This window comes from Aquitalea aquatica, assembly GCF_013911085.1.
In the GTDB taxonomy this organism is placed as follows: Bacteria; Pseudomonadota; Gammaproteobacteria; order Burkholderiales; family Chromobacteriaceae; genus Aquitalea; species Aquitalea aquatica.
This window is the reverse complement of sequence record NZ_JACERN010000042.1, coordinates 157,325-178,403: the sequence shown is the minus strand read 5'-3', so window position 1 is coordinate 178,403 and position 21,079 is coordinate 157,325. Positions and strand designations below refer to the sequence as shown.

Below are 21,079 nucleotides of genomic sequence, written 5' to 3'. Positions count from 1 at the left end.
CCCGCCATCATGTCATACGTGCAGTTGCAGGTGTTCGCGTTCCCAGGCGGTGATGCCGCGATTGAAGGTTTCGAATTCCTTCTCCTTCACCGCGCAGAAGGCCTGTACAAACTGTTCGCCCAGAATTTCCGACAGCTCGGGGCAGTCCTGCATCAGCGCCACGGCATCTTCCAGGCTGCGCGGCAGCTCGAAATCCAGATCATAGGCACTGTCGCTCATCGGCTCGCTAGCTTGCAGTTGCTGCACCATGCCCAGATAACCGCAAGCCAGGGTCGCCGCCATCGCCAGATAGGGGTTCACATCCACCCCCGGTACGCGGTTTTCCAGCCGTCGCGCCGCCGGGCCGGATGGTGGAATGCGGATGCCGCAGGTGCGGTTGTCATAGCCCCAGCGCACATTGATGGGAGCAGCCGCGTGGCGGCTGAGGCGTCGATAGGAATTCACATACGGTGCCAGCATGGGCATCACCAGCGGCAGGTATTTCTGCATGCCGGCAATATGCTGGAAAAATTGTGGCGTAGCCGTGCCATCGGCTGCCGAAAAGATGTTCTCGCCGCTAGTGCTGTCAACGATGCTCTGGTGGATATGCATGGCACTGCCCGGCTCGCCCTCCATCGGCTTGGCCATGAAGGTGGCGAAGATATTGTGACGGTAGGCGGTTTCGCGTACGGCACGCTTGAACAGAAACACCTGATCGGCCAGCGCCATGGCATCACCATGGGCAAAGTTGATCTCCATCTGGCAGGCACCCACCTCGTGAATCAGCGTTTCGACATTGAGCTTGGCTTGCTGGCAGAACGTGGACAGTTCCTGAAAGAAGGGATCGAAATCGTTGACGGCATCAATGGAGAAGGACTGCCGCCCCACTTCCGAGCGCCCGGCACGGCCGGTGGGCGGGCGCAGGGGTTCGTGCGGATTGCTGTTCTGGCGGATCAGGTAGAACTCCATTTCCGGAGCCACCACTGGTCGCCAGCCGCGCTCGGCATACAGCTTGAGCACACGCCGCAATACCGCGCGCGGTGAAATGCCAATCGGCTGACCATCAAAATCCTCACAGTCGTGGATCACCACCGCTACCGGCTCGATGGCCCACGGTACCAGGCGGATGGATGACGGGTCCGGCACGCACACCATGTCCGGATCATTGGCCCCGACAAAGCGTTCGAATTCGGCAAATTCACCATTGACGGTAATGGTCAGCACTGCTCGCGACATCTTCATGCTGGCTTCCGCCAGAAACAGATCGCGCGGCACGATCTTGCCGCGTGCCACGCCAGTCATGTCGGGAATGACGCATTCCACCTCGTGGATATTGTGTTCACGAATGAAGCTGTGCAAATGTTCATGCATGATTTCTCCTTTATGATCATAAGTGCAAAATAGCTTGCATTCCAATACCGCACCAACCCGAGTGAAATTAAATGTAAATACCGGAATTAAAGCTGAAACAAATCATAGTAAGATAAAATTTCAATGTCAATATTTGATCAAATAAATGAAAGAAAGCTAAGCATCACAGCACTACTGCTGCTATGGTATCCTTGTGGCAAACTCCAATACTCACCGACCCGCCAACGATGAAGACTTCAGCCTCCTCCACTCTGCAGGACGAAACCTACACCACGCTGCGCCAATGGCTATCACTCGGCCGCTGGCTGCCCGGCGAACGACTCAAGATCAAACAGCTGGCACAAGACATGCAGGTCGGTGAAATGCCGGTTCGTACTGCCTTGCAGCGACTGGTAGCGGAAAAGGCTCTGGCCAATATTCCCAACTGTGGCGTGACCGTGCCGCAACTGACCCGCACCCAGTTTGATGACATCCTGCAAACCCGCATGTTGCTGGAAGGTGAAGCAGCCGAAAAAGGCGCACGCAATCTGAGCGGTGCCGATTTCAAGCTGCTGCAACAACTGACCGTCACCATGGAGCAGGCGATCAAGGAGCACGACGTCAAGGGCTACCTGACGGCCAATGAAGAGTTCCACATCACCCTGTACCGCGCCTCCGGCTCCGCCATGCTACTGGCCCTGATCGAAAGCGTATGGCTGCACGTCGGCCCCATCTCCAACCAGCTGCACCAGGACCCGCATGTATGGAGCATCATGAACGACTGTCATGAAGACATGATGCGCGCCCTGCAACGCCAGGACCCATCCGCCGTGCGCCGCGCCATCGAGCGCGACCTCTTCAACGCTGGCCAGTACCTGAAAACACTGTGCAACTGAACATCATGCTAGCAGCATGAAAAACCGCGCACCGGCCTTATGCTGCGCACTTAATAAAAAAGCACCGCCCCACACATGGGAAACGGTGCTTTTTTTGCTTTCAGCAACAACGCCAGCACAAGTGCACTGACCCGACCACGTACAAACTCACTGCCGCTGCGCTCAACAATCCGGGCACATCACACTACTTATCAGGCTCACAACCTTGGCTGACTTTGCCACTATCGATGTCTTGCGTGGCGCATGAGGTCTCTTGGTATTTTCCAGCCTTGAAAGAAAGCTTTACCAAGTAGCATTTCCCACCATGGCATTGCGCCTCCTGGATATCTTTCATGCCATTGCGACTGCTGCCCAGCACCTGGAATGCATCCGAGCTGCCGGCGTAGAGCATGCTGTTCCGGTCATCCACAATCCAGTGGCAGAAGATATGGGCACCATAGAAAGTCTGGAAGTATGGCGAAGACTTGGGCCGAACAAAAAGAAAGGTCTTGCGATCAGCGGACAAAGGAAGCTTGCGACTGGCAAAGAACTGCCGATAGTCGCCAGCCCTGACGTTTTTTTCTGCCATCTCCTCGTCGGCCTGTGCTTTCAAATCCGCATCGGAACGGACGATTAAGCTGGCCACGGTCTGAGACACAGCCGACCAGCCGGTGGTTTGCTCTTCCGTGTAGGTTTCAAAAATGGGCTTGGCCAGCACCGCACCTGAAAACAATACCATCAACAAGCCAACAGTCTTCATCATCATTCCTTGCTTGCAGTGCTTGAGATATTGGCAGCAACAAGTGCGCGGCAGCAGGACCCTGGCGCGATTGTTTGCATGGTGATGGCAGGAAAAGCACTACACCCCATACCAGGCCATGAATACCTCCACCCCTCTGTCCACCCGCTCTTGCAACATGCTCAGGTCTTGCTCACGGACTACGCCAATCATGAAGGTCTCCTGGTACTCCGCCTGAACCAGCGACAGCAAATGCATGGCAGCCACCCAGCCATCCGCCTGACGCAGTCGCCCGGCCGCCATTTCCGCCTCCAGATAGGCCGCCACCTTGTTCCACCCCTGACGCGGGCCGGCATCATAAAACTGCTGCGCCGCGCCGGCACGGACCAACTCGCCAACGATGATGCCGCGCATGGCCATCAAATCCGGCCCCAGGATGACCTGCAAGTAGTTTTCCGCAAAGGCACGCAAAGCAGTGGCAATATCCCCACCTGGCACCAGTCGGGCATAAGCCTGCGACATGCGCTCTTCGGCCAGCATCTTCATCACACTTAAAAACAGTTCTTCTTTTGACTTGAAATAACCATACAGCGTGGCCTTGGAGCCACCTACCCGGCTGCAGATTTCCGCCATCGACGTAGCTTCGTAGCCACGCTGCAAAAACACCTCTGCCGCCGTTGCCACCATGTGCTGACGGCGTTCTTCGCTTTTTGTACGCATTCACACTCCGAAACAGTACCAAACTGTACAGTTTTTCTTGACGACAATATTTGGCTGCATTATAACCGTACCGTACCGTACAGTTAAAGACCTTGGCAATATTATGGACACCACATCAAGCATGCGCCGCCGGCACTCATTGCTGCAACTTTCGCTGCTGGGCAGCCTGTTGCTGACCGGCTGCGCCAGCGTACCAGAACTGGGCCCGGCCGCCCGTAGCAAAACCACCGCTGAACTGGCCAGTCAGCAAAGCCTGCCCGCCAGCACAGCCCAATGGGCCAGCAGCAACTGGTGGCAGGATTATAACGACAGTCAGCTCAATGCCATCATGCAGGAAGCACTGCGTAATGCACCCGACCTCGCCGCCGCCCAGGCCCGCCTGGCCAAAGCAGCAGGTCAGGCCGAACAGGCCGGTGCCAGCCGGCTACCCAGCGCCAGCCTGGACAGCTCGGTCACCAAGCTCAAACAAAGCTATAACAACGGCATGCCGGCTGCCTATGTACCGCACGGCTACAACAACTCCGCCAGCGTAGAGTTGAACTTCAGCTACGAGTTCGATTTCTGGGGCAAGAACCGCGCTGCCGTGGCCGCCGCCAGCTCGGATCTGGCCGCAGCCGAGGCTGAAGCCGCACAAAGCCGGCTGACCCTGACCAGCTCGATTGCCGCCGGCTATGCCGAACTGGCCCGCCTGTTTGCCGAACAGGATGCCGCCGAGCAAGCTCTGGCCGTACGCCGCCACAGCGTCGAACTGCTGCAGCAGCGCTACGACAATGGCCTGGAAACCCTGGGCAGCCTGCGCCAGGCCGAATCACGCGCCGCTGGTGCCAGTGCCGACCTCAGCGCTGCGCGTCAGGCCATTGCCCAGCAACGCTTCAGCATCGCCGCCCTGATGGGCGCCGGCCCGGATCGCGGACTGGCGATTGCACGACCACAAGCCAGCCTGCTGCACGCTCAGGGCTTGCCCGCCACCTTGCAGGCCGACTTGCTGGGCCGCCGGCCCGACCTGGCAGCCGCCCGCCTGCGCGCCGAAGCCGCAGCCCGCCGCATCGATGTGGCGCACGCGGCGTTCTACCCCAATGTCAATCTGTCGGCCTATCTGGGCGTGCAGTCGCTGGGCCTGAGCCTGCTGGGCAAGAGCGGCTCGGATGTCGGCGGCATCGGCCCGGCCATTTCATTGCCCATCTTCCGTGGCGGTGCGCTACAGGGTAATTACCGCGTGGCACGTGCCGAATACGATGCCGCCGTCGCCAGCTACAACCAGACCCTGACCCAGGCCCTGCACGATGTCGCCGACGTAATGGCGCAAGAAAAGGAACTGGCTCCGCAACTGGAGCAACGCCGCCTGGCACTGAAAACCGCCGAGCAGTCCTACCAGGTCATGCAGAACCGCTACCAGGGCGGCCTGGCCAGCTATCTGGACGTGCTGAATGCCGAAGATAGCGTCATCAGCTGCCGCCGCAGTGCGGCCAGCCTGGAAACCCGCCAGCTATTGCTTGACGTCAGCCTGATCAAGGCACTGGGCGGCGGCTATCAGCAAGCCTGACCCCACCCACCCGGCACACACAGACAAACCGCATACTAGAGAACCATCATGAGTGAAATCAGCCAAACCCTTCCCGCCAGTGCAGCCCCGCAAGCCAGCGACCAGCTGCGCCTGGCCAAACGCAAGAAACTATTTATCCTGCTCGGCAGCGCCGTCGCCCTTGGCGCACTGGCAGCCGGCAGCTACTGGGTACTGGTGGCCTCGCACCATGTCAGCACCGACAATGCCTATGTTGCAGCCGAGATTGCCCAGGTCACCCCGGAAGTCAGCGGTACCGTGCGCGAAGTACTGGCGGTGGACACCCAGGCCGTCAAGCGTGGCGACATGCTGGCCCGTCTGGACGACAGCGATGCCAAGCTGAACCTGGCCCAGGCCGAGGCCGAGCTGGCCCGTGCCGAACGCCGCGTACAAGGCTATCTGGCCAGCGATGAAGGCCTGCAGGCGCAGATCCAGGCGCGCATTGCCGACCAGGCCCGCAGCAATGCACAACTAGCCTCCGCCCGCGCCGACCTGCAACGCGCCGAGCTGGATCTGAAGCGCCGCCAGGCACTGGCCAAGAGCGGCTCAGTATCCGGCGAGGAACTGAGCAATGCGCAAAACGTGTTCAGCACCGCCAGCGCCAGCCTGGCCGCCGCCGAAGCCGCCGCCAAACAGGCCGAAGCCAACGCCCGTGCCGCACAGGGTTCGCTCAAGGCCAACCAGACGCTCACCGTCAATACCACGGTGGACAACAACCCCGAAGTGGCACTGGCCCGCGCCAAGCGTGACCAGGCCCGCCTCGACCTGGCGCGTACCGTGATCCGAGCCCCGGTGGATGGCGTGGTGGCCAAGCGCCAGGTGCAAACCGGCCAGCGCGTGCAGTCCGGCACCCAGCTGATGTCGGTGGTGCCGCTGCAGCAGGTGCATGTGGACGCCAACTTCAAGGAAGTACAGCTGGATAAGGTACGCATCGGCCAGCCGGCCACCCTGACTGCCGACCTCTACGGCAGCCGCATCACTTACCACGGCAAGGTGGCCGGCCTGTCCGGCGGCTCGGGTGCCGCATTTGCCACCATCCCGGCGCAAAACGCCACCGGCAACTGGATCAAGGTGGTACAACGTCTGCCGGTACGGGTGGCACTGGACCCGGCCGAACTGCGCGCCCATCCACTGCAAGTGGGCCTGTCCATGGAAGTCACCATCGACACCGCCAGCACCGGCCATAGCGAGTAAGTCATGTCCAGCAGCCCATCCTCCACCGCCCCGCAGCCGCTGCAGGGCAATACGCTGTGGCTGGCCGCCCTGGTACTGGCCGCCGCCAACTTCGTCGCCGTGCTGGACACCACCATTGCCAACGTATCGGTGCCCAATATTGCCGGCGGCCTGGCGATTTCTTCCAGCCAGGGTACTTATGTCATTACGTCTTATGCCGTGGCCGAAGCCATCACCGTGCCGCTGACCGGCTGGCTGGCCGCGCGGCTGGGGACGGTCCGGCTGTTTATCGGTTCCATGGTGTTGTTTGGCCTGTTTTCCCTGCTGTGCGGCATGGCTGGCTCGCTGGAAACGCTGGTGCTGTTCCGCGTGCTGCAAGGCCTGGCCGGCGGCCCGCTGATGCCGATGTCGCAAACCCTGCTACTGCGGATTTTCCCCAAGGAAAAAACCGGCGCAGCCATTGGTTTGTGGAGCATGACCACGCTGATTGCGCCCATCATGGGGCCGATCCTGGGTGGGGTGCTGTGCGACCAGGTAAGCTGGCCGTGGATCTTCTGGATCAACGTCCCCATCACCATGCTGTGCGGCTATGCCGGCTGGCAGTTGCTGAAAAGCCAGGAAAGCCTGCGCGAGAAAATCCGCGTCGATGCCGTCGGGCTGGGCCTGCTGGTGGTGTGGGTGGCCGCCTTGCAAATCATGCTGGACGAAGGCAAGAACCTGGACTGGTTCAACTCGGTCGAGATCATCGCGCTGGCGGTAACGGCAGCGGTCGGCTTTGCCGCCTTCCTGATCTGGGAGATGACCGAACGAAACCCGGTGGTAAACCTGCGGGTATTCCGCCACCGTGGCTACTGGGCCAGCGTACTTACCATCTCACTGGCTTTCGGTTCCTTCTTCGGCGCCACGGTACTGACCCCGCAATGGCTGCAAAGCTATATGGGCTACACCGCCACCGAAGCCGGCCACGCCACGGCCATGAGCGGCATCCTGGCCGTGCTGGTGGCACCGCTGGTGGCGCAGCTGTCCACCCGGGTCGATCCGCGTCCGCTGGTGTTCATGGGGGTGATGTGGCTGGGCGGCGTCACGCTGTACCGCAGCTTCTCCACCACCGACATGGGTTTCTGGCAAGTGGCGTTGCCGCTGCTATTCCAGGGTGTGGGCATGCCCTTCTTCTTCGTGCCGCTGACCGGCCTGGCCATGGCCAGCGTCGAGCCACAGGAAATGGCTGCCGCCGCCGGGCTGATGAGCTTTATGCGCACCTTGTCCGGCGCCTTTGCCACCTCGCTGGTGACCACCGCCTGGGATGACAAGGCCAGCTATAACCATGCTGACCTGGTCGGCAACCTGGACAGCACCGGCAGCACCTTGCGCACGCTGCGTGACAGCGGCTTGAGCATCGATGCCGCCACCGCCCAGCTAGGCCAGATGCTGCAATCGCAAAGCATCATGCTGGCTACCAACCAGATCTTCTGGCTGACCGGTCTGTCCTTTGTCGTGGCCGCCTGCGCCATCTGGCTGGCCCCACGCCCGACACGAGTGGCCGATACCAGCCAGGCGCACTGACACCATCATCCTGCGTGGCAGCCATGGCCCCAGCGTTCTGGCCGCCACGCCATAGGGCACAGCTTATCTGCACACAAAAAAGAAAGCCGGGTAAATACCCGGCTTTCTTTTTGACTGGAACAAAGCGTTTTCGCCTGTTCCGGCAAGTAGGGCCTAGGCTTGCGGAGCAGTACCTTCCGCGTGCGATACCACTGCATCGATTTGCAGCAGCGCATTGCCCGGCAATGCTGCTACAGCAACAATGCGGCGAGCCGGCGTGCCAGTCGGGAAGAAGGTGGCGTAAACCTCGTCGATGGCCGCGATATCTTCGATATTCTTGAGGAAGATATTCACTTTGACCACGTCAGCCAGCTGGTGGTTGATGCTTTCGACAATCGCCTTGATATTCTTCAGGCACTGCGCAGCCTGTTCCTTGACGCCACCGGCCACCAGCGCACCACTGGCAGCATCCAGCGGCAGCTGGGCGGACAGATGGTTGTAATGCGAGAAGGCCACGGTCTGGGTGGACAGACGGTCTTGCGGAGCTGCCGGGGTGTTATTTGCCTTGATGACAATACCGTGGCGATCTTCAACGGCTTGCGGAGGCGTGCCATCGCCATGCGATACCACCACTTCGATTTGCACCAGCGCATTCATCGGCAATGCTGCAGCAGCAATAACCGTACGGGCCGGGAAATAAGCTACAGCGCGGGCAATGGCCGAATCCGGGAAGAAGGTCGTATAAACTTCATTGACGGCATCGATATCCGCGAAGTTTTTCAGGAAGACATTAACCTTGACGATATCGTCAAAAGGCACATCAATCCCTTCCAGAATTGCCTTGACGTTTTTCAGGCATTGCGCGGTTTGTTCTTTCACCCCACCCGCTACCAATTGACCGGATAGCGGATCAATCGGCAATTGCGCCGAAATATTGTTGTAGTGAGAAAAAGCCACGGTCTGGGTCGACAAGGGGCTAATCGGTGCCTTTTCGATATTTTTGGCGATTTTCACCAGATCACCGGCTTGCGGTGCATTCGGGATGGTACCTTCGCCATTGGAAACAAGCGCTTCCACTTGCACCAGCGCACCCAGCGGCAATGCGGCTACCGCTACCGTGGTCAGTGCCGGACGATAAGCCGGGAAGAAGCTGGCATAGACCTGAGTTACCGCGTCAAGATCGGCAATATTCTTGAGGAAGATGGTGATTCTGACCACATCATCCATAACATGGTCGATGCTTTCGACAATGGCCTTGATGTTTTTAAAGGATTGCTCGGCCTGCTCTTTTACGCCGCCAGCCACCAATTGGCCGGATACCGGATCAATCGGCAATTGCGCCGACAGATTATTGTAATGAGAGAAAGCGGCTGTCTGCGAATAGGGACCCATATTCTCAGGAGCATTTGTCGTATTTCTTGCCAGAACTGCGTTATATCCACTCATGATCATGCTCACCTTTTACTTGATTTAGGGTATTCCGTAGCGAACATTTGCCGATTTCTCATCTGCCATTGCTACGGCTTCTTTCCAGATACCGGCCATTTGCTTAAGCCAGGAGTAGTAACAGTATCCGAAAGGAAAAACTTATATAGATAATGAAACGGTAATATAATGAACTGCTAATTTTAAGTCAACACGGTCGAGCTTGATCCAGATCAACAAAACGACCATTCCCCTGTACACCACTCTGGCAACAAATGGCCCGAATGCTCTGTGTACAAGATATGACTTCACTATATTTTCGACGATGTGGCTTTTTTACTGCCACGGTGACAGGGCTGATCAAACAAGCCTGAATGCGGAATTTTCCTGATAGAACAGGCCAAACCAGAAGATTAATCTGCCAGAAACAATTTATCGAACTGATACGCCCATGCTGCCAAATTGGAGAAGTCGCTCAAATCTGTTTATTTACTGATTAAATAGTCAGCTTGAGCCAATCTGCATGGTCATTGCAGCGGCATCAGCCACTGCAACTGTGCTGAGGATGCCGCAGACTTACATTTAAGTTGTGTTGCATAAGCAGAAACCGCTACGAACACCGCTGAAGGAATGCACTCAACAAGATGCGCCAGCGGCGGCAGGCCCGGGCTGCCCAGCCCAGACCCGCACACCTGCGCGACGCCACGGCGCTGTGCTACGCCACCACGCCGGGCACGGCAAAGCCAGGCGCCTGCTGCGGGTGTTCAGCCCGGGTGATGTAGTCCTGCATTTGCGGACGATAGCGCTGCCATAACTGGGTCAATTCGGTAATGGGTTCACCATCGCTCCAGTCAATGCGCAGGTCGATCACCGGCCATGCCTGGCTTGCCACCAGCTTGAGGCCGGCAGCATGGATGGGGCCGGCTTCCCCACCCGCCGCCACGGCGGCCTGCATGGCGGCCAGCAGGCGATCGGCCAGATGACCGCAGCTGGCGGCAAAAGCGGCCACCATCTGCTGCGGCACGGAGGCACTGTGCAGGATGTTGCCACCGGCAAGGCAATCTGCGCCGCTGGCAGTAGCGTGGATACCCAGCGCATGCTCGCCGCTAAAGGTGAGCGCCTCGCCACTGGCTGGCAATGCCAACAGCTGTCGCCATTGCAGGTGAGGATCGGCCTGTGCCAACTGCTGCAGCAAGGCAGCGCCGCGCACTCCGCTGGCCATGGCTTGCAGCGCCAGCGGCCCCAGCAGCGGATTGGTCACATTCTGACTCATCACCGCCCCCACTCCGGCCTGCAGGTGGCAGCAGCGGCTGGCGACGGCAATACTGGACGAGGCCACCGCCACCCCCAGCATGCCGGTTTCCGGGCAGCGTGCCGCGATGGAGAAGGTCATGGCTGATAGCCCTCGGGAATAACGGCGGTGATGTCGATTTCCACCAGCCATTCCGGCCGCGCCAGCGCCGAAATCACCAGCCCGGTAGACACCGGATACACCCCTTTCAGCCACTTGCCCACGACCTGGTACACCGTCTCGCGATAGCGGGTGTCCACCAGATAGATGACGATCTTGCACACGTGATCCAGGCAGCTGCCCGACTCCTCCAGCAGCATTTTCACATTGGCCATGGCTTTTTCGGTTTGTACTGCAACATCGCCGATGCCCACCGATTCGCGGGTGTCCAGATCCTGACCGATCTGCCCGCGCAGGAAGACGATATTGCCGGCCACCACCGCCTGACACAGATCATTGTCGAGCTTTTGTTCCGGATAGGTTTCTTTGGTATTGAAGGGACGAATGCGCTTGTGAACCATATTTCACCTCATGGCAGTGGATGGCGGGCTGAGCGAACAGCCCGGATGTGTCTGATTGGCGGGGCTGTTGTTTCAGGCCGGTGCAGTGACGGTGCTGGCCGGCGCCACCGGCTCCGGCGCGTGATAAGCCTGATATTTGCGCTGGGTGGAGATATGGTCGGCAATGAATTTGGCATCGTGCCAGACACCCCAGATAAAGCTGGACCCCCGACGTGACAACCAGGGCAGGCCAAGAAAGTACACGCCAGGCTCGGCGGAAATACCGCGCTGATGCACCGGCTTGCCCTTGTCATCGAAGGTATCGACCTGCAGCCAGCTGTAATCGACGGCAAAACCAGTAGCCCAGATAACGGTGGTGATGCCAGCAGCGGCCAGATCAAGCTCGAGCACCGGATGACTGACACAGGCCGGATCCGGCCCGATCAGACGTGCTTGCGGCTCGGGTGGCAGGTCCAGCCCGTTGCGCTCGATATAGGCATCGGCAGCATCCAGCAGCGCCAGGTAATTGGCATCGCCGGCTGCGATATTGGCAGCCAGATCCGGCTGGAAGCGCATCACGCCCTGCGCGTAGTCTCGGGTCATCCCCAACAGGGTAACGCCCTGCTCGGCCAGCCGGCGGAAATCCACAGTATGGCCACCGCGCGCACCGCTCACGGCAATGGTGACATGCTCGCGACCCGGCTGGACTTTCTGCGCATCCCATTGGCCCAGCACCCCCAGCCACCAGCAAAAGTCGCGCTGGCGATAGCTGCGTGGCGGGCGATCATGCGGGCCGACCGACAGGTAGACTTTCTTGCAGGCACGGTGCAGCTCATCAGCGATCTGCACCCCGGAGGAACCCGCCCCCACCACCAGCACCGCACCTGCCGGCAGCTGCTGCGGATTGCGATAGGCCGCGGAATGCAGCTGGGTAATGCCAGGCTGCTCGGGCAGAATGGCCGGAATCAGCGGCCGCTGGAAAGGGCCGGTAGCCGCGACCACGCGTTGCGCTTCGATCAGGCCGGCGCTGGTTTCAACGGTAAAGCCGGGACGGCCGCTATTGCGCGTTACCCGCGTTACTTCCACCCCGGTACGGATGGGTGCCTTGAAATGACGGGCATAGGCTTCCAGGTAATCAGCCACCTGCTCTTTTGCCGCAAAGGCATCCGCTGCCACATCGGCAATGGCCAGTCCGGGAAAGCGGTCATGCCAGGCCGGGCCATTACACACCAGCGAGTCCCAGCGCTCGGAGCGCCAGCGCTCGGCAATGCGCTGGCGCTCCAGCACCAGATGCGGCACGTCCAGCTGGCTCAGATGTTCGCTCAGGGCGATACCGGCCTGGCCAGCACCGATGACCAGTGTGTCTGTCTTTTCCATCACCATCGTCGTCTCCTCCCCTGTGTATGCCCACCCGCCGGCACGACAAGGCTGGCGCGGGTGGTGGCCGGGCTGCACGGTTGGCATGCCGGCCTGACCACTGCAGTCTAGGGAAGGGTCTTGAATACGGAAAATATATATATCTTCTTTATTGAATCATTAATTTTTATGCAACTTTGACCGACCCAGAAACAGCCAGGAGGGCTGGCCGACCACCCTCCCCAGTACGTCCAGGCAGAAACCGCAAGACAAAACGCAGAAAGTGGCGGATAAAAATGGAAGCGTCATGCAAACAGCTACTGGTCCAAACAGCTACTGGTCAGCAAGAGCCGTCAGGCATGACGAAATCATCAAAGATGGATTTTTTGTTATCCGTTTGTAGAATGCAGCACGGCCAAGCCAAGTACCGCAGGCTTTTTTACCGAATGCCGTTTACACATCAAGGAAATCACCATGGCAAAAACCGGTCACATTTTTCTGTTTTCTTGCTGGCTGGCCCTGCAGTCGGCCACGGCACTGGCACTGGAAAAACCTGCCGGCCACCCTATCGTGACTATTTCCGGACTCATTAGCGAAAAGAACAGCGGCGCCAATGCCGCTTTTGATAGCGCCATGCTGGACAAGCTGCCGCAAGTAAAAATGACCGTAGCGACGCCGTGGTACAAGGAAGCACAAACCTTTGAGGGACCGCTGTTTCGCGATGTGCTGAAAGCCACTGGCAGCAAGGGCAGCAAACTGTATGTCGTTGCCCTGAACGACTATGCTGCGGAAATACCGCTGGCCGACCTGGAAAAATACGATGTAATCCTGGCCCGCAAGATCAATGGCAAAACGCTGACGGTACGCGACAAGGGGCCATTGTTCATCATGTACCCGTTTGACAAGAAGCCGGAGCTGCGCAACAAGGAAACCTATTCGCGCTGCGTATGGCAGGTCAACCGCATCCGCGTTGAATAAATCACTACCAGGATAGCCAGTGTCACTGTTCTCTCGTCAATACCGCATCAACAACCAGGTGTGGCTGCTGGGCATCCTGATGCTGGCGGCACTCCTGGTGGTCGGCATGCTCTATCAGCGCCAGCAAGCCGAAATGAAGCGCTTTGCCGAGCAAGGCCAGGACAATGTGGTGTGGGTGTACTCCCAGTTGGGAATAGATTATTTCCGCACCGTGGGTGCGGCCAAGGTAGCTCAGGCTACCGGCCAGACCACTGATCTGGACGAGCTGCAACTGCGCTACAACATCCTGGTATCGCGTATCAATCTGCTGAAGGAATACCGCTATGCGGCGCTGTTTGCCAACGATCAGTGGTATCAGCAGCAAATCAGTGCGCTGAACAATGTAGTACTGCAAACCGACCGCAAGCTGGCGGCCAATGACGGCTATTTCGACCGGGCGCAAGCCGCCGCCCTCATCGGCGAGCTGGATAGCGTGGTCGAGAACGTACGTGAGCTGACGGTGGGTGCCAACAGCCGGCTGACCGACGCCGCCAATACCAGCAACAAGAGCCTGCAAAACATCAATACCACGGTAGCCATCACCGCCGCCTTGCTGATGCTGCTGGCAGCGCTGATTGCCGCACTGGCCTACCGCAACCTGTCCCATAGCGAAAGACGGCGTGAAGAGGCCGAAGCACTCAGCCGCAAGCTGGACCGGGCGCTGGAGCAGGCCGAAGCGGCCAATGTGGCCAAGGGGGCATTTCTGGCCAATATGAGCCATGAAATACGCACGCCGATGAACGGCATCATCGGCATGACCGAACTGACGCTGGACACCGAGCTGGCACCCAGCCAGCGTGAATACCTGGAAATCGTCAAATCATCGGCCGATGCGCTGCTCACCATCATTAACGACATTCTGGACTTCTCCAAGATAGACGCCGGCAAGCTGGTGCTGGAAGCACTGCCCTTCTCGCTGCGCAGCCTGATCAGCCAGACCATCTACCCCTTCACCCTCAAGGCCGAAGAACGCGGGCTGGAAGTCGTCTGCCAGATCGACACTGCCCTGCCCGACCGCCTCATCAGCGACCCTTCGCGCCTGCGCCAGGTGCTGAACAACCTGCTGGGCAATGCCGTTAAATTCACCAAACAGGGTGAAATTGTCCTCAGCGTCAGCGGCAAGCGCCAGTCGGCTGACAGCTATCTGCTGACTTTTTCCGTGCGCGACACTGGCATCGGCATTGCGCCAGCCAAGCAGAAAATCATTTTCGATGCCTTTGCCCAGGCCGACAACAGCACCACCCGGCGCTATGGTGGCACCGGTCTTGGCCTGTCCATCACCCAGAAGCTGGTGACATTACTGGGGGGCGACATCCTAGTCAGCAGCGTGCCCGACCAAGGCTCGGAGTTTGTGTTCAGCATTCCGCTCAAGCTCAGTTCCGAACAGGCCTCCACCGCCAACCTGCCGGCCGAACTGAACGGGCTGCAAGTCCTGGTCTGCGACGACAACCCCACCAACCGCAGCTGGCTGGCTACCCTGCTGGCCAATTGGGGCATGCAGGCCACGCTGGCTGCCGATGGTTTCGCGGCGCTGGACCTGCTGCAACAGCAATCTTTCGACCTGATTCTGCTGGATGGCCACATGCCGGGCATGTCCGGCTTTGAGGTCGCCGGGCAGTTGCAGCAACAAGGTTGCCAGGCCGACATCATCATGCTTACCTCCTCTGGCGAACGCGGTGATGGCCGCCTCTGCCAAGACCTGAACATCGGCGGCTACCTGACCAAGCCGGTGTTGCAGGAAGAACTGCTTGCGGTCATCCGCCAGCGGCTGGGCATCTCCGCCGGACATGGCACAAGCGGCCTGGTCACCCGCCACACGGTAAGAGAACAGCATCAGCAGCTGAATATCCTGCTGGTGGAAGACAACGAAGTGAACCAGAAGCTGGCATTGGCCATCCTCTCCCGGCGCGGCTGCAAGGTCAGTATCGCCAACCATGGTCAGGAAGCCCTGGACATGCTGGCGCAGCAAGCATTCGACCTGGTGTTGATGGACATGCAGATGCCGGTGATGGACGGCCTGGAAGCTTGCCACCACATCCGCCGTGGTGAAGCCCTGACGCAGCAGTCACGCCTGCCCATCATCGCCATGACCGCCAATGCCATGAAGGGCGATCGGGAGCGCTGCCTGGAGGCCGGCATGGACGGCTATGTCAGCAAACCCATTGATGCCCAGCGCGTATTCGAGGAAATAGAACGGGTACTGGCCGGCGAACAGGACATGGCGCCAGCACCGCCCCCGGCGCTGGCGGCAGAAGTCGACGCTGGCAACATCCCCTTGATGAATTACCCAGCCACCCTGGACAACTGCGATGGCGATATCGCCTTTCTGCAAACCCTGCTGCGCAGCTTTGTCACCGATTCCGCCACGCGCATGGCCACCCTGCAGCAGGTCGTCGCTCAGTCACAGCTGGATGAGGCCGCCAGGCTGGCACACGCGCTGAAAGGGGCCGCCTTGTCCATTGGTGCCAAACCCTTCGCCATGCAGTGCCAGCAGTTTGAAGCTGCGGCGCGGCAACAGCAGGGCGCTGCGCTGGCCAGCCTGCTGCAAGAGCTGGATACAGGCCGCCAGGCCTTGCTGGCGGAAATCCAGCCTCATCTGGGCACTCCCGACACCACCGACCGCTAATGGCGCACTCCGCCGTGTGCCTGGCAGTAGCGCCAGCCACGGCATGCGCAGCGACCGGCGGGTAAATTTTCGTAAGATGCCGTGAAAACCGCTGGCATTGCCGGTCAGGCGCGGTAAAGTCGCGCTGCCTTGTCAAACCTTGCTGACAGGCAATGCCCTGCTGCGCGCCGTTTTCCGCGCATTGCATCCACTCAACATCCGCCGCCGTGGAATAAATAGCGTTTACAGGCCCTACCCAAGACAAGCCATGAACAAGACTGTCATTTCACTCCTGCTGGGCACGCTGCTCAGCGCCTGCGCCAGTCATCCTCCCGCTTTGCCGGACGGCCCGGCCGGGCCTATCCGCAGGGAGACCGGGCAAGCGGATTGTCCGGATTGCAGCAAAATCGTGACATACCGCGCCGAACGCAGCTTTGGCGCAGAACAGCACGCCGGCGATGCCCGCTTCAAGGGCACGCTCAGCGCCAGGACCAGCTTGCTGGCCAGTAATCACACTGCCAGCGGGGACTATGCCTACCGTTTGGTATTGGATATCAACGCCAGCGGCAACTACCTGGCAGTCACACCGCTGGTGGCACGCAATCAGCCGCTGGCCCAGGTGCAGCAGCAGGATGCCGAACAACTGCATGTATGGTGGCAGGATGCTGCCGGAAGGCGGCGCATGCTGCTGCTGAGCGCCTACTCGCGCAGCCTGCCGCTACAGGATTTCCAGTGCCGGGTCACGCCGGGTGACGGCTACTGCAGCTGGAAGCAGTATGTCGAGCTGCCAGCGGCCGCCGTGGAAGAGGCAATACGGCTGCATGCTCCGCTGCGGCTATTCGTTGGCAGCACACACAGCAACACCGTGTATGGCATGCGCAGCTACAACAACAAGCCGTCGGCGTCGGTGGTGACACAGTACAAGGGTGCCAGCGTGGAGTTGCCGGCACAGCATGTGCTGGGCTTCAGCCAAGCCATGCACCTACTGGATATTGAAATAAACCAGTAAGAGCGGCTAACAAAATAGCGTAGCGTCCCTGGGGCAAGGAGGCGCAACGCAGCAGCAGGGTTGTTGTTAGCGGCTCTAGATCAGGCCCCGCGCTCAGGGCAGCCAGCCAGCCAGCGGCGTCAGGTCCAGATGCTGTTCCAGCATGTCGGCCAGCCGTTCGATATGCGTTTCGCGGATGGCCGGGTAGTCCAGCGGCTCTGGCGCGGCCAGCCCGGCCCATGCAAGCAGGGCGGCCAGGCTGGCCGGTTGATCGAACACCCCGTGCAGATAGGTGGCCAGAATCTGGCCATCGGCACTGATGGCGCCGTCGCAGCGGCCATCTTCCAGACGTACCGCAGGCTGTGCCAGCGCCGCGCCCGTGCTCACCCCCATGTGGATTTCGTAGCCGCTCACCGCAGCACCATCCAGCGTCAGCTGGCCGTTCACCCGGGTCAGTTGCTTGTGCGCAGCCAACGTGGTTTCCATTTCCAGCCAGCCCAGGCCCGCACTGCTGCCCGCCTCGCCTTCCAGCCCCAACGGGTCGTGCAGCTGCTGGCCCAGCATTTGCAGGCCGCCACAGATGCCAATCAGCTTGCCGCCATAGCGCAGGTGACGGGCAATGGCGGCCTCCCAGCCGGCGGCGCGCAAGCTGGCCAGATCGGCCCGCACGCTTTTACTGCCAGGCAGGATGATCAGGTCGGCCGGCGGCAGCGGCTGGCCGGGCTTGACCAGCAACAGCTCCACTTGCGGATGCAGGCGCAGCGGGTCGAAATCGGTGTGATTACTGATGCGCGGCAGCACCGGCACCACCACCCGCAGCGTCTGTTGCGCTGCAGCTGCGCCCTGCGGTCGGTTCAGCGCCAGGCTGTCTTCCGCCTCGATATGCAGGCCATTAAGATAAGGCAGCACGCCCAGTACCGGTTTGCCGGTGCGCTGCTCCACCCACTCCACGCCAGATTGCAGCAAGGCCGGATCGCCACGGAAGCGGTTGATCACCAGCCCCACCACCCGTGCGCGTTCGCTGTCGGACAGCAATTCCAGCGTACCCACCAGATGGGCAAACACCCCGCCACGCTCGATATCCGCCACCAGCACCACCGGGCAGTCCACCGCCTCGGCAAAGCCCATATTGGCGATGTCCCCCTCGCGCAGATTGATTTCCGCCGGGCTGCCCGCCCCCTCCACCACGATGCACTGGTATTGGCTGGCGAGACGGGCATGCGACTGCAGCACGGCCTGCATCGCCACCGGCTTGTAGGCGTGATAGGACACCGCGTCCATATTGCCCACGGCATGGCCCTGGATGATCAGCTGGGAGCCGGTGTTGCTATTGGGTTTGAGCAGCACCGGGTTCATGTCGGTGTGCGGCTCAACGCCGCAGGCCAGCGCCTGCACCGCTTGCGAGCGGCCGATCTCGCCGCCGTCCACCGTCACCGCACTGTTCAGCGCCATGTTCTGCGGCTTGAACGGGGCCACGCGCAGCCCGCGCCGTGCCAGCAGACGGCAAAAGCCGGTGGCAAAGGTGCTCTTGCCGGCATCCGAAGTGGTGCCCTGAATCATGATGGTTTTGGCAGACATGCAATTCTCCGGCGCGCAATTTTTCGGGAAGACCCCTAGAATGTCGCTTTTTCAACGGTAGGGCGGCGCGGCAAGCGGCTGCCCCGAAGCCGGCGATTATATAGGCGCGTGACGTGATTTCAGCTGTTTTTCTGTTATTGGCCGTCGTGCTGGACCGCCTGCTGGGCGAGCCACGGCGCTGGCATCCGCTGGTGGGCTATGGCTATCTGGTACGCAAGGTGGAGCATGCACTTTACCCGGCCACACCCCAGGCCGAACCGGTGTGGCGCCTGCGCCTGCGCGGCGTGCTGGGCATCAGCCTGTTGCTGCTGCCGCTGACCGGCCTCGCCTGCGTACTGGCGCGGCTGCCGTGGCTGGGCCAGCTGGCCTCGGTCTTGTTGCTGTATCTGGCCATTGGCGCACAAAGCCTGCGCGAACATGCCCAGGCGGTGCTGGATGCGCTGCGCGCCGGTGACTTGCCGCTGGCCCGTTACAAGGTGTCGATGATCGTCAGCCGCAACACCAGCGAACTGGACGAAACTGCCGTGGCGCGCGCCACCATCGAATCGGTGCTGGAAAACGGCAGCGATGCCATTTTTGCCGCCGTGTTCTGGTTTTTGCTGCTGGGCGCACCGGGCGTGGTGCTGTACCGCGCCGCCAATACCCTGGACGCCATGTGGGGCTACCGCAACGAACGCTTTTTGCATTTCGGCTGGGCTGCCGCGCGCTTTGACGATGTGCTGAACCTGATCCCAGCCCGCCTCACCGCGCTCACTTACATTCTGCTGGGCCATACCCGTCAGGGCTGGCAATGCTGGCGCGCCCAGGCACCCACCTGGTACAGCCCCAATGCAGGCCCGGTAATGGCCGCCGGTGCCGGGGCGCTGGGCGTGCTGCTGGGCGGTGCCGCCAGCTATCACGGCAAATTGAAACAACGCCCCACCCTGGGCCTGCAACGCCCGCCAGTGGCCGAGGACATCGCCCGCGCCATCGCGCTGGTAGAGCGCAGCCTGTGGCTATGGGTGGTGCTGGCCTTGCTGGCTGGCTTGCTGAACTGGAGTTTTACGCATGCTTGAACACGGTGGCGGCATCCTGCGTGCCGCAGCGCAATACGGCATTGCCGTACCAGACTGGCTGGACCTGTCCACCGGCCTGAACCCGCAGGGCTGGCCGGTGCCGGCCATCAGCCCGCGCAGCTGGCAGCGCCTGCCGGAAGATAATGACGGGCTGGAACAAGCCGCCGCAGATTACTACGGCAGCCTGCTGCTGCTGCCGGTAGCCGGCTCGCAGCCGGCCATCCAGCTATTGCCCAGCCTGCGCCCAGCATGCCGGGTGGGCATGCTGCCACTGTGCTATGCCGAACACCCCTGGCACTGGGAGCAACATGGCCACAGGCTGAGCCGCCATGCGCCGGAAGATATCGATGCCGCCATCGAGCAGCTGGACGTACTGCTGCTGTGCCACCCCAACAACCCCACCGGCACCACCTTTACCCGCGAACAGCTACAGGACTGGCGCGCCCGGCTGGCCAGCCGCGGCGGCTGGCTGATCATCGACGAAGCCTTCATGGATGCCACTCCCCAGCATAGCCTGCTGGATGAGGTGGGCCTGCCGGGGCTGATCGTGCTGCGCTCCATCGGTAAGTTCTTTGGCCTGGCCGGGGCGCGGGTGGGCTTTGTCTTTGCCTGGCCGTCCCTGCTGCAACAACTGGCCGAGGCCATCGGCCCGTGGAGCATCAACGGCCCGGCGCGTGAAGTGGTGAAACTGGCCTTGCAAGACCATGCCTGGCAACAGGCAATGCGCGGGCAACTGGCCGCCGACAGCCAGCGCCTGCAACAGCTGCTATCCCGCCACGGCCTGCACCCGACCGGTGGCAGCCTGCTGTTTCAGTGGCTGCACGGGGCGCATTGCCCGACCTTGTTCGATTTGCTGGCGCGGCGCGGCATCCTGGTGCGCCAGTTTGCTGACGGCCCCAGCCTGCGCCTGGGCTTGCCACCGGACGAAGCCGGCTGGCAGCGGCTGGAAACTGCACTGGCGCAATGGGAAAAGCCTTGAAAATCAGACGGCAGAATTCCCATTTACCCCGTTGTCACGTATCATGCGCGCTTCAATGACGGTGCCCCGCCAGGGGTGAAACGGGAATGCGGTGAGACACCGCAGCTGCCCCCGCAACTGTAAGCGACGAGTCCGCATCACGATGCCACCGGGGCCAACCGGGAAGGCGATGCCGGGTAAAGAAGCGCGAGCCAGGAGACCGGCCGTCATCCGTGTCGACGCAGGCTGAATCCGGGCGGGGTGTACCGGGGGAATGCACCGTGCCGCCCATCGCCGGCGCGCCGTGCCCTCGCCTGCGGCGACCTATCGTTAGCTGAGGGCCGCCATGAATTCATCCAGCCAGCCG

17 protein-coding genes and 1 riboswitch are annotated in these 21,079 nt (G+C 60.7%); of the genes, 9 read left to right on the top strand and 8 right to left on the bottom strand.

Annotated features, from left to right (window positions below; translation table 11 throughout):
* Positions 1–12: 12 nt before the first annotated feature.
* Positions 13–1,350 carry a glutamine synthetase family protein gene (locus H2Z84_RS18485; RefSeq protein ID WP_181837258.1) on the bottom strand — a complete coding sequence of 446 codons (1,338 nt, stop codon included), beginning with the start codon at positions 1,348–1,350 and terminating at the stop codon, positions 13–15.
* A 227-nt stretch (positions 1,351–1,577) separates the two neighbouring features.
* On the opposite strand from H2Z84_RS18485, the gene H2Z84_RS18480 reads away from it, so the two are divergent.
* Positions 1,578–2,225 carry a GntR family transcriptional regulator gene (locus H2Z84_RS18480; protein WP_181837257.1) on the top strand — a complete coding sequence of 216 codons (648 nt, stop codon included), beginning with the start codon at positions 1,578–1,580 and terminating at the stop codon, positions 2,223–2,225.
* A gap of 184 nt (positions 2,226–2,409) precedes the next feature.
* Here the strand turns inward: H2Z84_RS18480 and H2Z84_RS18475 are convergent, their stop codons facing one another.
* Both H2Z84_RS18475 and H2Z84_RS18470 read right to left on the bottom strand, forming a co-directional pair.
* On the bottom strand, positions 2,410–2,970 hold the full coding sequence (locus H2Z84_RS18475; RefSeq protein WP_181837256.1) for a hypothetical protein: 561 nt from the start codon (positions 2,968–2,970) through the stop codon (positions 2,410–2,412).
* Positions 2,971–3,063: 93 nt separating this feature from the next.
* Positions 3,064–3,663 (bottom strand): TetR/AcrR family transcriptional regulator, encoded by a 600-nt coding sequence (locus H2Z84_RS18470; protein ID WP_181837255.1) that lies wholly within the window; start codon positions 3,661–3,663, stop codon positions 3,064–3,066.
* Between the two features lie 103 nt (positions 3,664–3,766).
* Between H2Z84_RS18470 and H2Z84_RS18465 the strand changes: the two genes are divergently transcribed.
* The 3 genes from H2Z84_RS18465 to H2Z84_RS18455 are packed head-to-tail and all read left to right on the top strand — an operon-like array spanning position 3,767 to position 7,960.
* Positions 3,767–5,206: an efflux transporter outer membrane subunit gene (locus H2Z84_RS18465; protein WP_258869482.1), complete on the top strand. Its 1,440-nt coding sequence runs from the start codon at positions 3,767–3,769 to the stop codon at positions 5,204–5,206.
* A gap of 48 nt (positions 5,207–5,254) precedes the next feature.
* Positions 5,255–6,418, top strand: a complete 1,164-nt coding sequence (locus H2Z84_RS18460) for an HlyD family secretion protein (protein ID WP_181837253.1) — start codon at positions 5,255–5,257, stop codon at positions 6,416–6,418.
* 3 nt (positions 6,419–6,421) lie between these two features.
* Complete coding sequence (locus tag H2Z84_RS18455; RefSeq protein WP_181837252.1) at positions 6,422–7,960, top strand: DHA2 family efflux MFS transporter permease subunit; 1,539 nt, start codon at positions 6,422–6,424, stop codon at positions 7,958–7,960.
* Positions 7,961–8,113: 153 nt separating this feature from the next.
* Here H2Z84_RS18455 and H2Z84_RS18450 read toward each other — a convergent pair whose 3' ends face one another.
* The 4 genes from H2Z84_RS18450 to H2Z84_RS18435 form a co-directional block, all read right to left on the bottom strand.
* A complete protein-coding gene (locus H2Z84_RS18450; protein WP_181837251.1) occupies positions 8,114–9,385 on the bottom strand; it encodes a RidA family protein in 1,272 nt (423 codons plus the stop codon).
* A gap of 694 nt (positions 9,386–10,079) precedes the next feature.
* On the bottom strand, positions 10,080–10,757 hold the full coding sequence (locus H2Z84_RS18445; RefSeq protein WP_181837250.1) for a DUF1028 domain-containing protein: 678 nt from the start codon (positions 10,755–10,757) through the stop codon (positions 10,080–10,082).
* Positions 10,754–11,176, bottom strand: a complete 423-nt coding sequence (locus H2Z84_RS18440; RefSeq protein WP_103525597.1) for a RidA family protein — start codon at positions 11,174–11,176, stop codon at positions 10,754–10,756. The genes H2Z84_RS18445 and H2Z84_RS18440 overlap by 4 nt, the downstream gene beginning before the upstream one ends.
* A gap of 72 nt (positions 11,177–11,248) precedes the next feature.
* On the bottom strand, positions 11,249–12,532 hold the full coding sequence (locus H2Z84_RS18435; protein WP_258869481.1) for a flavin-containing monooxygenase: 1,284 nt from the start codon (positions 12,530–12,532) through the stop codon (positions 11,249–11,251).
* 453 nt (positions 12,533–12,985) lie between these two features.
* Here H2Z84_RS18435 and H2Z84_RS18430 point away from each other — a divergent pair, with 453 nt between their 5' ends.
* The 3 genes from H2Z84_RS18430 (at position 12,986) to H2Z84_RS18420 (ending at position 17,142) form a co-directional block, all read left to right on the top strand.
* The gene (locus H2Z84_RS18430) at positions 12,986–13,489 is read left to right on the top strand and encodes a putative pterin-binding protein (protein ID WP_181837248.1); all 504 of its coding nucleotides are present in this window, start codon (positions 12,986–12,988) and stop codon (positions 13,487–13,489) included.
* 19 nt (positions 13,490–13,508) lie between these two features.
* Positions 13,509–16,154: a hybrid sensor histidine kinase/response regulator gene (locus H2Z84_RS18425; protein ID WP_181837247.1), complete on the top strand. Its 2,646-nt coding sequence runs from the start codon at positions 13,509–13,511 to the stop codon at positions 16,152–16,154.
* 247 nt (positions 16,155–16,401) lie between these two features.
* Positions 16,402–17,142 carry a hypothetical protein gene (locus H2Z84_RS18420; RefSeq protein ID WP_181837246.1) on the top strand — a complete coding sequence of 247 codons (741 nt, stop codon included), beginning with the start codon at positions 16,402–16,404 and terminating at the stop codon, positions 17,140–17,142.
* Positions 17,143–17,235: 93 nt separating this feature from the next.
* Here H2Z84_RS18420 and H2Z84_RS18415 read toward each other — a convergent pair whose 3' ends face one another.
* A complete protein-coding gene (locus H2Z84_RS18415; protein WP_181837245.1) occupies positions 17,236–18,699 on the bottom strand; it encodes a cobyric acid synthase in 1,464 nt (487 codons plus the stop codon).
* Positions 18,700–18,812: 113 nt separating this feature from the next.
* Here H2Z84_RS18415 and cbiB point away from each other — a divergent pair, with 113 nt between their 5' ends.
* Entirely contained in the window at positions 18,813–19,754 is a 942-nt protein-coding gene (cbiB, locus tag H2Z84_RS18410; protein ID WP_181837244.1) for an adenosylcobinamide-phosphate synthase CbiB, read from the top strand.
* Complete coding sequence (gene cobD / locus H2Z84_RS18405) at positions 19,747–20,733, top strand: threonine-phosphate decarboxylase CobD (protein WP_181837243.1); 987 nt, start codon at positions 19,747–19,749, stop codon at positions 20,731–20,733. Before cbiB ends, cobD begins: the two co-directional genes overlap by 8 nt.
* Before the next feature lie 42 nt (positions 20,734–20,775).
* Positions 20,776–20,955: riboswitch (cobalamin riboswitch) on the top strand.
* Positions 20,956–21,079 lie beyond the last annotated feature (124 nt).

Coding starts and splice junctions, on each gene's coding strand:
- cobD (WP_181837243.1), top strand. CDS start 19,747: ATGCTTGAACACGGTGGCGGCATCCTGCGTGCCGCAGCGCAATACGGC.
- H2Z84_RS18455 (WP_181837252.1), top strand. CDS start 6,422: ATGTCCAGCAGCCCATCCTCCACCGCCCCGCAGCCGCTGCAGGGCAAT.
- H2Z84_RS18435 (WP_258869481.1), bottom strand. CDS start 12,532: ATGGAAAAGACAGACACACTGGTCATCGGTGCTGGCCAGGCCGGTATC.
- H2Z84_RS18470 (WP_181837255.1), bottom strand. CDS start 3,663: ATGCGTACAAAAAGCGAAGAACGCCGTCAGCACATGGTGGCAACGGCG.
- H2Z84_RS18465 (WP_258869482.1), top strand. CDS start 3,767: ATGGACACCACATCAAGCATGCGCCGCCGGCACTCATTGCTGCAACTT.
- H2Z84_RS18430 (WP_181837248.1), top strand. CDS start 12,986: ATGGCAAAAACCGGTCACATTTTTCTGTTTTCTTGCTGGCTGGCCCTG.
- H2Z84_RS18460 (WP_181837253.1), top strand. CDS start 5,255: ATGAGTGAAATCAGCCAAACCCTTCCCGCCAGTGCAGCCCCGCAAGCC.
- H2Z84_RS18420 (WP_181837246.1), top strand. CDS start 16,402: ATGAACAAGACTGTCATTTCACTCCTGCTGGGCACGCTGCTCAGCGCC.
- H2Z84_RS18415 (WP_181837245.1), bottom strand. CDS start 18,699: ATGTCTGCCAAAACCATCATGATTCAGGGCACCACTTCGGATGCCGGC.
- H2Z84_RS18450 (WP_181837251.1), bottom strand. CDS start 9,385: ATGAGTGGATATAACGCAGTTCTGGCAAGAAATACGACAAATGCTCCT.
- H2Z84_RS18475 (WP_181837256.1), bottom strand. CDS start 2,970: ATGATGATGAAGACTGTTGGCTTGTTGATGGTATTGTTTTCAGGTGCG.
- H2Z84_RS18480 (WP_181837257.1), top strand. CDS start 1,578: ATGAAGACTTCAGCCTCCTCCACTCTGCAGGACGAAACCTACACCACG.
- H2Z84_RS18485 (WP_181837258.1), bottom strand. CDS start 1,350: ATGCATGAACATTTGCACAGCTTCATTCGTGAACACAATATCCACGAG.
- H2Z84_RS18440 (WP_103525597.1), bottom strand. CDS start 11,176: ATGGTTCACAAGCGCATTCGTCCCTTCAATACCAAAGAAACCTATCCG.
- H2Z84_RS18445 (WP_181837250.1), bottom strand. CDS start 10,757: ATGACCTTCTCCATCGCGGCACGCTGCCCGGAAACCGGCATGCTGGGG.